The organism is Parabacteroides sp. PF5-6 (assembly GCF_029504695.1).
Lineage (GTDB): Bacteria > Bacteroidota > Bacteroidia > Bacteroidales > Tannerellaceae > QVMG01.
In genome coordinates, this window is record NZ_JAQFIN010000014.1 from 57,890 (window position 1) to 70,363 (window position 12,474).

12 protein-coding genes are annotated in these 12,474 nt (G+C 47.0%); 5 read left to right on the forward strand and 7 right to left on the reverse strand.

Annotation, left to right across the window (positions count from 1 at the left end):
- Positions 1–27: 27 nt before the first annotated feature.
- The gene (locus M2133_RS13640; RefSeq protein WP_277466735.1) at positions 28–1,032 is read left to right on the forward strand and encodes a T9SS type A sorting domain-containing protein; all 1,005 of its coding nucleotides are present in this window, start codon (positions 28–30) and stop codon (positions 1,030–1,032) included.
- A gap of 150 nt (positions 1,033–1,182) precedes the next feature.
- Complete coding sequence (locus M2133_RS13645; RefSeq protein ID WP_277466736.1) at positions 1,183–1,881, forward strand: helix-turn-helix domain-containing protein; 699 nt, start codon at positions 1,183–1,185, stop codon at positions 1,879–1,881.
- A 583-nt stretch (positions 1,882–2,464) separates the two neighbouring features.
- Here the strand turns inward: M2133_RS13645 and fldA are convergent.
- Positions 2,465–2,965, reverse strand: a complete 501-nt coding sequence (gene fldA / locus M2133_RS13650; RefSeq protein WP_277466737.1) for a flavodoxin FldA — start codon at positions 2,963–2,965, stop codon at positions 2,465–2,467.
- Positions 2,966–3,112: 147 nt separating this feature from the next.
- Positions 3,113–3,898: a formate/nitrite transporter family protein gene (locus M2133_RS13655; RefSeq protein WP_277466738.1), complete on the reverse strand. Its 786-nt coding sequence runs from the start codon at positions 3,896–3,898 to the stop codon at positions 3,113–3,115.
- A gap of 321 nt (positions 3,899–4,219) precedes the next feature.
- On the opposite strand from M2133_RS13655, the gene M2133_RS13660 reads away from it, so the two are divergent.
- The 3 genes from M2133_RS13660 to M2133_RS13670 are packed head-to-tail and all read left to right on the forward strand — an operon-like array spanning position 4,220 to position 6,093.
- Positions 4,220–5,047 carry an ABC transporter ATP-binding protein gene (locus tag M2133_RS13660; protein ID WP_277466739.1) on the forward strand — a complete coding sequence of 276 codons (828 nt, stop codon included), beginning with the start codon at positions 4,220–4,222 and terminating at the stop codon, positions 5,045–5,047.
- Between the two features lie 12 nt (positions 5,048–5,059).
- Positions 5,060–5,734 (forward strand): hypothetical protein, encoded by a 675-nt coding sequence (locus tag M2133_RS13665; protein ID WP_277466740.1) that lies wholly within the window; start codon positions 5,060–5,062, stop codon positions 5,732–5,734.
- Positions 5,731–6,093 (forward strand): GntR family transcriptional regulator, encoded by a 363-nt coding sequence (locus M2133_RS13670; RefSeq protein WP_277466741.1) that lies wholly within the window; start codon positions 5,731–5,733, stop codon positions 6,091–6,093. The genes M2133_RS13665 and M2133_RS13670 overlap by 4 nt, the downstream gene beginning before the upstream one ends.
- 5 nt (positions 6,094–6,098) lie before the next feature.
- On the opposite strand, the gene M2133_RS13675 is transcribed toward M2133_RS13670, so the two are convergent.
- From M2133_RS13675 to M2133_RS13695, 5 genes are all read right to left on the reverse strand, one after another.
- Positions 6,099–6,464: a helix-turn-helix domain-containing protein gene (locus tag M2133_RS13675; RefSeq protein ID WP_277466742.1), complete on the reverse strand. Its 366-nt coding sequence runs from the start codon at positions 6,462–6,464 to the stop codon at positions 6,099–6,101.
- A gap of 5 nt (positions 6,465–6,469) precedes the next feature.
- On the reverse strand, positions 6,470–6,766 hold the full coding sequence (locus M2133_RS13680) for a type II toxin-antitoxin system HigB family toxin (RefSeq protein ID WP_277466743.1): 297 nt from the start codon (positions 6,764–6,766) through the stop codon (positions 6,470–6,472).
- Positions 6,767–6,998: 232 nt separating this feature from the next.
- Positions 6,999–7,346, reverse strand: coding sequence for a YegP family protein (locus tag M2133_RS13685; RefSeq protein ID WP_346843244.1), 348 nt, complete (start codon positions 7,344–7,346; stop codon positions 6,999–7,001).
- Positions 7,347–7,419: 73 nt separating this feature from the next.
- A complete protein-coding gene (locus M2133_RS13690; protein WP_277466745.1) occupies positions 7,420–11,676 on the reverse strand; it encodes an acyl-CoA dehydratase activase in 4,257 nt (1,418 codons plus the stop codon).
- 51 nt (positions 11,677–11,727) lie between these two features.
- Positions 11,728–12,345, reverse strand: a complete 618-nt coding sequence (locus M2133_RS13695) for a TetR/AcrR family transcriptional regulator (RefSeq protein ID WP_277466746.1) — start codon at positions 12,343–12,345, stop codon at positions 11,728–11,730.
- Positions 12,346–12,474 lie beyond the last annotated feature (129 nt).

The following is a 12,474-nucleotide window of genomic DNA, read 5'->3' on the forward strand; positions in this document are numbered from 1 at the left end:
ATAGGGAAAATAGAAAATGAGGGGGATTTGAGTGGGATACAACAAAACTATGCCTGGTTAAAAGGCGAGGAAGATAGCTATTATGGTGTAGATGGACCAGAGGGAGCAAAGACAGGCTCCCTATGGACAGGCTCTATGAGCGACCAGCCTTTCGCTGGTAATTGGAATTTTGAAGATGATGATTCTTGGGACTTCTCCGGCGCTGATGCCTTAATGCCCAAACTCAAAGGTGAGATGTTGGTTAAACAACCCGATATCAAAAACCCATTGAAAGCAAGCTCTGAAACCCCTCCATCCCCCACTTACCACACCATCACCCTGGAAGTGGCTCCGGGTATTGATTTGTACGGTATGACTGCCGGTAATCATCAGGTAGCGGAAAACGGACATCTGTTCCTGCAATTCCTGCCGGAAGCGACTACGGCTACAGCTGCCGATATATTTTTTGTGATCGATGGCATTGAAACGGCATTTAATGATCTGGGCGCGGGTAAGTATTTCTCTTATATCCTCAACTCGATCAAACAGAACCATTCGATCCTGATCGCGATGAAAGAATATGCCGTGACACTGCCGGAGGTGGAAGGTGTAGCGATCAATGTGGGCGCCGGTGTGCATCAAGTGGCATACGGGGAGAAGTTCAGCTTTACACTGACACTCGACGATTCGATTGATCCGGCGAAGGTACAGGTCTTTGCCAATGGGACGGAGATCCAACCGGATGCCCTGCGTGCTACAGTGCTTTCTTATACGATCGATAAGGTGATTACCTCGATTGTGGTGGTGATCGAAGGAACGAATACAACGTCGAACGCCGAGCTGACGCACGGCATGCGCGTTGTAGTGGAAAGTGGAAAGTTGAAAGTTGAAAACGGAACGGCTAACGCCGTGGATGTGGCGGTTTACTCGATCACCGGCCAACACATGGTGCAACTTCGTGGACTTCGGGGTTCAAAAACCATCACATTACAACCGGGCGTTTATATCGTTCGCGCCGGGACACAGACGTGGAAGGTAATGGTTAATGATTAATTATTAATGATTAATTGGCTAATAGACATTCTTAGTTCCTCTTCTTGGATAAGAAGGGGAGCTAAGATAGTTCCTAATCCCCAATAGCTTTACACTTCGCTAAGCGTAAAGCGATTAACAATTAACAATTCATAATTAACAATTATTCCCATGTTCCTCTCCCTCCCCCTCCTTTTCCCTCCCTGCATCTGTCTCTTCTGGTCCGTCCTGTTGGGTGTCAGATGGAAAGAATACCGGCGCGCGCAGCGCATGGCGGCGATCGGATTATTTCTCCTGGCGGTAGGGATATTCGGATGCTATTATGTATTGGAGAGCTATTGGGACATCCGATTGAATGAACAACTAAGCTTGACGCAAATCCTGGCCGTAAGCCTGCCCGCCATCGGGATCTGTTATGGTGTAGGCTTTTATTTCTCCCGCTGGCCGGAACCCACTCCTGCCGAGACACCGGAACCGCCAACAGAAGAGGCCGTTGAAGAACTTACCGAAACCGCCGAACCGGCAGCCAAAAGTTATGAAAAGCTCCTGCCTGAATTTAACCGCCTGATGGAGGAAGAGAAAATATTCCTGCAGAAGAACCTGCGGCGCGAAGACTTCGCCGAGCGGATGAAGACCAACCGCACCTATATCGCCCAGTTGATACGCGAAGAGTACCAATGCGGCTTCTCCGAATTTATCAACCGCCGCCGCATCACCTACGCCTGCGACCTCTTGCGCCAGCACCCCGAGATTCCCCAAGATCAGCTCGCCACCAAAAGCGGCTTCACCAACATCTCCACCTTCAGCCGTACCTTCAAGCAATATACCGGCACGACCTTCCGGCAGTGGCAGAAAAATATCCCTGAGTAGGAGGGGGAGTAGTATCACATGTGACTACTTGACTACTTTGACTACTCAAGCCCGGCAGCTTTTTGAAAAAGGCCGACGGCCTTTTGGAAAACTCCGACGGCCTTTTGGAAAACTCCGACGGCCTTTTTGGAGAGGTGGTGGCTTGGTAGTTAAATGGCGGATGTTAACAAATGTAAACGGCAAACAGCGGTAAATCGATCACCCAAAACAGTTTTTCATTTTTTTACTACCATCATACAGCCGGAACAGCCGACAATGTTAAACGGATCAGTCGCTTCGCTCCTTAGTAGTCAGAGTAGTCAAGTAGTTATCAGTCGCTTCGCTCCTTAGTAGTCAGAGTAGTCAAGTAGTTATCAGTCGCTTCGCTCCTTAGTAGTCAAGTAGAAAATACCGCATGCGACTACTTAACTACTTGACTACTTGACTACTCTGACTACTCATCTGACTACTCTGACTACTGCATAAGGCGTAGTCATACGCCGATATGCCTGATATCCAGCGATGAAAGAAAATCCTGTATGATGTAAGTAAAAAAACGAAAAACTCTGTTCGGAGGGTATTTTGGGCTTTTTGTTCTTTGGGATCAATTATTCTTCAATCCTTCCACCCAGCGGTCGAGGCGCCCATCGGTTTCGCTGTCTTCATTGACTTCATCCAAAGGCAGGCCGACAAACTGGCCGTCGATCAAAGCCACGGAGTCGTCGAAAATATAGCCTTCGGGTGAGGTGAATCCGCAGAAACGGCATCCTGTATCTTGTAATTCTTTGTAAATGATGCCGATCGCATCGCAGAAGGAGTCGCCAAAAGAAGAGGCGTCGCCGGTTCCGAACAAGGCAACGGTCTTGCCGGATAGATCGGCTTTTTTTAGCTTCGGCAGGAAGCCTTCCCAATCGTCCTGCAAATCACCTACACCCCAGGTCGATGATCCCAAGAGCAGAAGTTCGTACGCGGCAGTATCTTCCACGCTGGCTTCACCTACGTTATATACATCCGAAGAATCAATCCCTAACTTGCCGGCTAAACGTCCGGCGATATCTTCCGTTGTGCCGGAAGAAGAACCAAAGAAAATGGCTGTCTTTTTCATTGTCAATCTATTTAATGCATGGTTTAGGAAGAAAAGGTTTCTCCCGTCCCCCTTTGGAGAACGGTACAAATGTCTGGGAAACCGAGTAACGGAACAATACCTATATCAAGGGATATTTACGGGTGAATATCCCTATATATGGTGATCTTATCTCTCCCGGAGGTATAAATACCAGTAGGCGCATCCGACAAAGACGGCTCCTCCGATCAGGTTGCCGAGAGTCGCGGGGATCAGGTTTTGCAGGATGAAAGCGCTCCACAGGATATCGGCACCCGAATAGATCGCGGCGGGAATAAAGAACATATTGGCAATGGAGTGCTCGTAACCTAAGGTGACAAAGAGCATCACCGGGATCCAGATGCCGATGCACTTGCCCGAAATATCTTTCGCCGCGTAGCCCATCCACATACCCAGGCATACCAGCCAGTTGGCACCAATGCCTTTGATCAGTACGGTGGTGAAGTCCTGGTTGACCTTGCCCGCGGCGAATTGATGGAGGTAACTCTGCCAGGGCTCCTGATCGAATAGCCCGACGCCTGTCGAGAGTAGGTAGGCGATAAGCTGTGTGCCGATGAAATTAAATAGATAAGAATAAATCAGTAGCTTGATGTAGCTGATTGCTTTCAGCCGTTTTTGCAATAAAGGCAGGGTGAAAGCCGTACAGTCGCTGGTGAATAGATCCGCCCCGGTGATCGACACCATAATCAGTCCGATCGGGAAAAGCGCGCCGGAAATAAACTTAATCAGCCCCGGATTGGCGGCGCCTACGCCCGGCATTCCTCCGGCAACCGTAACGGACAACAGTCCGCCAAAGGCAATAAACGCTCCGCCCAGGATCGCAATAAGGGCAAAATGCAAAAAAGGCATACGGCTCTTGTTTATGCCGGCCGCGGCAAATTCAACGGCTATTTCTTTCGGACTATTATAGTTCATAATTGTTTCGTCTTGTTTCCAGGGGCTAATATAGCCATAAATTGAACGATTTTACCCCTGTTTTTCCGGAATTATAAAGGCCACTAAATGAGTCTACTTGAGGGACTATTCATTTGTTGATAATTATCAACAAATGTGTTGACGGTTATCAACAAACAAATACTCCCGTCGGTTGACAGAAATACTCGGGCCAATCCGGATTCGAATCCGCAGATGGCTTTTTATGCGTTTTCGGGAAAAAAAGCCGGAATAATTTGTTTATCGCGAAAGAATAATTACATTTGCAGTGTACTAATATGCTAATACAGATAAATGATCGATATGATACAACTTAAAGATGTCAATTTTGCTTATAAAAGCAATAAACCGGTCCTTCGGAATATTACGTTGGAAATGGGACCCGGACGTATTTATGGTTTATTGGGGAAGAACGGCGAAGGGAAGACCACGCTGTTGAATATCCTTTGCGGGCAGTTGTTTCCCCAGAGCGGGCAGTGTCGGGTCTTGGATGCAGAGCCGAAGAAACGGGCGGTCGATTTCCTGCAGCAGTTGTTTATCTTGCCGGAGGAAGTGAAGCTGCCGGATGTGACGGCCAACGCCTATATGGAAATGTACCGGCCGTTCTATCCGGGTTTCCGTCAGGACCTGGCGGATCTTTGTTTCAAAGAATTTGAGATCGAGGGGGATAAACGGATCGCGAAGATGTCGTTGGGGCAGAAGAAAAAAGTGGCGCTGGCTTTGGCGTTATCCGTTCAGGCGCCTCTGTTGTTATTAGACGAGCCGACCAACGGCTTGGATATCCCTTCCAAAGTGGTGTTTCGGCGCCTGGTTTCTTCTTGCCTGAATGAAAATCAGACGGTGATTATTTCCACGCATCAGGTACGCGACCTGGAGAGTCTGATCGATTCGGTATTGATTTTGGAAAACTGCCGGATCCTGTTGAACGCCGATCTGGGTAAGGTGGCCGAGAAACTTTTTTTCCGTTTGGTGTCTGCCGAAGAGAAAGTATTGTATGCCGAAACGTCTCCTGTCGGCCTAATGGGGGTAGGTGAGAATGTCGGAGGTGAGGAAACGCCGGTATCCCTGGAGCTTTTGTTTCAGGCGGTGACCCGCAATCCGAAAGAGATCAAGCAACTGTTTAACGTATAAAAGAAGAAAGTTATGAATACCCTATTTAGTTTGAAACGCATCGGCTTTATTCTGCGGGCGGATTGGATTGAGAACCGGAAGAACTGGGCGATCACGATAGGCTTACTTTTGGTGGCCTATGTATTCCTGTTGTGGGACAGGAGTTTTGTGCAAAACAATTTGATGGGTTGGACGATTTTTATCGCAGCTATTTTGTTTTTCAAGTTTGTCGAGCGAAAGGTGCATGGCTCTAAAGGTTTGTTCCTGACTTTGCCGGCGAGCAATCTGGAGAAGTTTGTGGCGATATGGGTGGTTGCTCTTTTTTATCTGGCTTCCTGTTTCCTGGTCTTCTGGGGGGTGATAGGTGTGAATAATCTGATCTCCGGTCATCCGGCGGTTGAATTGTTCCGCACGGTTCCGGCAACGGGTGTTGTGGCAGTGACCGTATTTTTCACCTGTTGGCTGTTTGCCTCTTATATGACGTTCCGCAAGAACGCTGGTGCGATCGGAGTAGCCTTGTTGGTTGCTCTGGTTGCCGGTTTTGTGCGTCTTATGGTTGAATTGAGCACGGTGAAAATGCTTCGAAGTTATGATTGGGGCGAAGCGATGGGCAGCCTTTTTCATCATTATTATATCGGGGTGTATCTCTTGTCGGCCGCGCTATTGTATTATTCGTATTGGCGATTAACTAAAAAACAGATCCGATGAATTATCCTGTCAATCAATCGATATTCCTGCAGATAGCCGATCGAATATGCGATCGTATCCTGAGCGGGGAATACAAAGCGAATGAGCGTATCCCGTCGGTGCGTGAGCTGGCGGTGGAGATGGAGGTGAACCCCAATACGGTCATGCGTTCTTTCGAGCGCCTGCAATCGCATCAGATTATCTATAATAAGCGGGGGATCGGTTATTTTGTGACCGATGAAGCCGAATCAGAAATCCGGCAGATGCGTTACAATCAGTTTGTGGAAGAAATACTACCCACTGTTTTTAAAGAAATGGATCTCTTGGGCATGGGGATAGATGAACTGGCTGAGATTTATAATCGCGATAAAACGCAGTAAACGGATTAGACGCCAAGTACTATAGAAGCATCAATATTCAGATTTTTACTGATGCTTCTTGCTACTTGGTAGGTTGGCTCAATCTTCCCCGATAGAATTTCACTTATCCGAGAAGGGCTAATGCCAATGAGTTCGGCTAACCCTTTTTGAGTCAGATTCATTTCGTACATTCTCAATTTGATGGTTTCCGTCAATGATGGAGCGCCGATAGGGTAGTGTTCATCTTCATACTCCTCTACAAGATTGGAAAGCAGCTCCAGCTCTATTGAGTCTTTATTGTCAATAGGCGTTTCATTATTTACAATGCAAAGGAGTTCTTCTATGCGTTCCATTACAACATCGTATTCTTTTTCTGTTTTAATCTTTGCCATAAATCTTATATTTTAGAACAGTCATCTATCTCATCGTATTCCTGGTGTGTACCGATAAATCGGATATACACTGTTTTGACTTTAAATAAAATCCTTGCTATCAACCGATACGTATTACCTTTTATATTAAAGACATAATTATCATTACCCACTGAGTCAACGCTATTGAAGGTCTTTCTTACATCACTGAAATGACTCCATTCAACCTTTTTAGTTTTTGTATACCATTCCTCTAAAGGAGCTTTGGCATCCGTATGTCTCTCATAGAAATCAACTAATGGTTTCCTTTTGATAATCCTCATCGATATAGTGTTTAAAGCTAAAGCTTATGCAAAGATAAAAGAACTGTTCCAGATAACAAAATAATCTTCCTTATTTTGTATTTCTTTGGAACGTTTAATCTCTTTCTTATTCGTAGGTTAGTTAAAGCAATATAAAACAGGTGCACAGAAAAAACAGATGACCGCAGATATATTATTAATCTGCGGTCATCTTGTTTATATCTGTGTTATCTGTGTGCTGAAAATATATGTTTTACGCTTTGCCCGTGGTTGTCAGATCGACAACTACAGCCTCAGGAGCATTTTTCTTTACCGAAGCAATGCCGTTGTTCATTGCCGCTTGGCTATTGTACATCTCACTGGTACCAACAATCTGGCCATTGGATGATTTCAAATTGAAGAATACCCGATTGTCTTTGGCTACCTTCTTCTCGAACCGTTTCTCGTTCTGGCTGTTCTTGCGCACGGACTCAATACCTTTTTTGCAGCTGTATTTTGCTACATAACCTTCACTTGTGAGGATGATCTCCCCATTACTTGCTTTCAGATTAAACTGAAATTCTCCATTTTTTCTTTTTGTTATCTCAAACTTTGCCATAATAAAAATAATATATGTTTATATGTATCTGATAAACACTTGATACCGGCAATTAGTTTAAAAACAGTTGTTTCTCTTATTCGTAGGCCAGCATGAAATGCAAGCGGTTCTGAAGATTTACCTCAGCTATACCCCCGTCGATATCCAGATAAAGGATGTTCATTTGCGGGTAAAGCTTTTTCATTCGTTTCTCCACCCCACGGGCAACAATATGGTTGGCGATGCAACCGAACGGCTGGATACATACTACCTTATTCACACCCTGGCGGGCATACGTAGCCACTTCCGCAGGAATAGACCAGCCTTCGCCAAACTGATTCGAAAGGTCGACGATCTCGGAGGCATATTCCGCTTTCCGGAAGATGGATTCGGAAGGCTGATAGAAACGGAAGTTCTGCATACTTTGCTCATAACGTTCCATCTGTTTGTTGAGGTATTTCCAGGCGAGTGGCTGGAATATCTTACGGAAGAGTGTATCCCGGTCCAATCCGTTTTGAATATTCACCCGGGCATTCACGAAATAGGGGAGTACGAAGTCCATAATGGGTGGTGTCTGTACTGCCATGCCTTTGGAACGCAGCCATTCGGTGATATGAGCCTGACCGTAATTATTGTATTTCAAATAGATTTCACCAATAAGGGCAACGGTAGTAAAAGAACGGTCATGGATAGGAATCTGGTTGAAGTCGGCTACAGCCTGTTCCAGTAGTTTGTCCAATAGTTTGTGATCATTCTTCTGTACGGCTTTCACACCGAGATCGATGTAGAAGTCAAAGAGCTTCTGTGTTTCTCCTTTGTTTTTCTCCCGGATGGTGATCGCGCTATACATCTTCTGAATCGCATCGGCATAGAGTAGGGCGCAGACAATGATATGCACAATTTTAGCCACGGGTACTTTGAAAGCGCTTTGATCGTTCTGGTACACTTCGCCTGTGCTGACGGCCAGGACCGGGATGTGTCCGTAGCCGGCATGTTGCAACGCCATTTTGATTTGGGCGATATAGTTGGTTGCCCGGCATTGCCCGCCGGTTTGTGTGATGGCCACAACGGTATTATCCAGATCATAGTTTCCCGACTGCAGCCCCATGATGATATCACCCACGATCAGGGTCGAGGGATAGCATACTTCATTGTGTCCGTACTTCAAACCAATCTCAGCCGAGGCTTTTGACGATTTAGGCAGGTTCACCATCTTGTATCCGGCCAGTTCTCCGATCGCGGGAATAAAAGGAGAGATATAATCTGCAAACCAGGGGATGAGGATTGTCTTTTTCCGGTCTTCTTTGCGGTAAGTGGTGGCGTATCCTTCAAAGGTCGCCTCCGAGATGGGTGTATCAGCCACGTTAGCTGCTTTCAGTGATTCAATCAGAGAGCGCAGGCGCAGACGGATCGATCCCGGACTGGCAATCTCATCGATACGCAGGATCGTATGATTCTTACCGGCCTTTTTCATGATCTCGCCGATCTCATCCATAAAGAAAGAGTCGGGGCCGCAGCCGAAGGAGTTCAACTGGATCAGTTGCACATTATGCGGCAGCCGGGCCACTTCCATCGCAGCCTGTACCACCCGGTTGGGATACGACCATTGCGAAACGAGATTCAATTTGCCGAATCCCTTTTGCTGGGTTTGGCGGAACACATCATCGGTAAACACATACGCACCCAGGTCGGATAGGATTTGCCCTACCTTCTGATGGATCAACGGATCGGCATGATACGGACGTCCGGCAACAACAAAGACAGGCTTCTTTTCTTCAACGGCTTTGTCGAATAGATCTTTCTGTACTTCTGTCAGCCGGTCTTTAACCTTATCGCGTTCCAATAAGGCTTCGCGGAACGCTTTTTGGAACACCGATTTAGTAATGCCAAAGCTGGCGACATAGTCAAAGCAAGCCGTTTCAAGTGCTTTGTCATTACTGAAGGTAATCACCGGTTTATCCAGCATGATGCCAAAGCGTTCTTCCGGATGGATAGCACTTCGGATCACATCGGGGTAACCGCTGACGACCGGGCAATTATATGAATTGTTCGACGCCTTGAATTCTTTCTCTTCTTTGGGAATGATCGGATAAAAGATGCGATCGACTCCCGACTCCGCCAGGGCAAGTATATGGCCATGCACCAATTTGGCCGGGAAGCAAATGTTTTCGGACATCACACTGCCCACACCCTTTTGATACAATGTAAAGGTCGATTCCGGCGACAGTACCACCTTGAAACCACATCCGGTCAGCAGGCGATGCCAGAAAGGGTAGTTCTCAAACATATTCAATACGCGCGGGATACCGATAACCGGTAATGCCGTGTTGATCTTTTCCGGTTGTTCTTCTTGTTGGAATAAGATTTCGTTCTTCTTTTCAAAGGCATTGTATCCCTTTTCCTGAGCCGAGTTTGTATTGAAGAATACCTTCTCGCATTTATTGCCGGCGTACGAGGTGTTGCCATTGACGAACTTAAAACGCAGGACGGCGCATTGGTTTGTGCATCCTTTGCATTGCAGTTCTTTGGTTTGGATTGAATTCCTGTCGGGCAGCGCTTCTTTTCCGGTGAAAACCATTTGCCCTTTTTCCTGTCTCCACATTTTTTGTGCGTATAAAGCTGCGCCCAAAGCTCCCATCAATTCCGGATGGTCGGTCGAGCTGACTGTCTTTTCCGATAATTGTTCCAACACCCGGTAGACCGCGTCGTTGCGGAACGTGCCGCCCTGCACGACAATATGCTCACCCAATTGGTTCAGGTTGTTTATCTTCAATACCTTATAGAGGCAGTTCTTGACGACGGAATAGGCCAGACCGGCGGCGATATCTCCGAGATCCGCGCTTTCGCGCAAGGCCTGTTTCACCTTAGAGTTCATAAACACCGTGCACCGTGAACCCAGGTCGCTGGGATATTGGGCGCGGCAGGCGGCCTCCGAGAATTCGGGTAACGACAGGTTCATTGTCGCCGCGAAGTTCTGCAGGAAAGAACCGCAACCCGAAGAACAGGCTTCGTTCAGTTCGATATGGCTGATGATGCCGTGATCGATAAAAAGCGATTTGATGTCCTGGCCTCCGATATCCAATACGAAGCTGACTTCGGGGTCGACGTACTGCGCGCCGGAAAGATGTGCCATCGTCTCGACAATGCCATGATCCAGATTGAGTGCCGAACGCACCAGGTCTTCTCCGTATCCGGTGACGGCGGAGCTAAGGAACTCAAAGTCTACCTTTTTCTCCTTTGCCTCTTGATAGAACTGTTCCAGGCCGTCGAGTACTTTTTTCAACGGATTGCCTTCGTTACCCGAATAATAGGTGTAGATGATCTTGCCATCTTCCTTCATTACCAGGATCTTGGTGGTGGTAGAGCCTGAGTCTATGCCCAGAAAACAGCGGACAGCTTTCTCCTTTCCCAACTCTTCCCGATCCAGCTTCTTTATTTTCCGGTTTCTTTTCCAGGCGGCATATTCTTCCGGGCCGCTAAAGAGAGCCGGTAGTGTCTCTTTTTGATGTTTACTGTTTACATTCAATATGTCAATCAGACCGGATAGATCGGTCAAGGCCTTGTTCTCTTCGGTCTGTGTCAACGCGCAACCTAAAGCCGGGAAATATTCTCCGTTCTCGGGAAGGATCAGATCCGATTCGTCGACATGGATCAACGTGCGGAACGCATTGCGCAAGGCGGGGATAAACGTCAATGGGCCACCGATGCAAAGAATCTTCGGCTGAATATCATAGCCCCGGGCAAGCGAGGTGATGCACTGCAAGGCGACTGTATGCAGGATGGATGCCGAGATATCGGCTGTCGGCACGTTCCGGCAGATCAGGTTCTGAATATCCGTCTTGGCAAACACGCCACAGCGGGAGGCTACCGGATAAATCTTTTCGTACGACAAAGCCTGCTGCCCTAATTCTTCGATAGAGATGTGCATCAGGTCAGCCATCTGATCGATAAAAGCGCCTGTTCCACCGGCACAGCTACCGTTCATGCGGATATTGGGTTGCTTGCCGGGTTCGAAAAAGACCATCTTGGCATCTTCACCGCCTAAGTCGATCAGTACGCGCGTTTCCGGATAGAATGTATTGACCACCTCCGTAGCTGATACCACTTCCTGGATAAAAGGAATTCCGGTACGCTCGGCGATGCCCAGACCGGCCGAACCCGTGATTTGAATCTTATATTGCGCGTGTGGAAACGCTTGGGCGATTTGCGTTAATTCTTCCGCTAAGATCGGATGGATATTCGCTTTATGGCGGCGGTAGGTTTTGTAAACAATCCCGTTCTCCTGGTTCAACACAATCAATTTGAGCGTAGTGGAACCTACATCAATACCTATATTATATGTACGACTTTCCATATTGGAGTTGAATTAAACAGTTGTTTAGTTGTATATAAAAAAAAAGAAGAGTTAAGCCTTGATCGCCTGAATTACAAAGCTTTTGACATATTCTTTATGATTCAATAATACCTGATGGTATTCCTCCATCGAGCGCTCAGCCAAGCGAATGGCAAGCGAACTGAACATAAACGGGAACACGCAGAGGGATAGTACATTCAATAGGAAATCCAATGGAGGTGTCTCCCGGATGGTTCCTTTTTTGATCTCCTCTTCAAAACGTCGGGAGATAATCGAGAATACCTTATGCGGTTCATGGCGGCCGAACCGTTCAGTCAGCCGTTCGGGATGCTGGTTGATCTCGTTGAGGATAAAGATGGGGATCTGCGGATACTCCATCAGTGTTTCGTAGTACGAGTCGATCCAGCACTCAATCAATTCGAAAATCGGGCGGTCGGACTGAAGGATCGGAAAGACGCGCTTGATCAAGACATTCAAAGACTCCTCGAATATATACTCGAAGAGGTTGTATTTGGAATGGTAATAATAATTGACCATAGCCACATTCGTGCCGGAAGCCGAAGCGATATCCCGGATGCTCGTGCCATTGTAGCCGTTCTTGATGAACAATTCTCTGGCTACCTGAAGGATACGGCCTTTGACGTCGGTGTAGTCTGTCTCGTTAATCACTTGTTTTAAACATTTGTTTAATCTATAAGCAAAGGAAGCCATTATCCCTCAGCAAACAAATCATTTCGGACTTATTTTCGCTAAAGGTTGTTAATAGATGTTGTTTTTCAATCCCGGAGGCGGATTAGC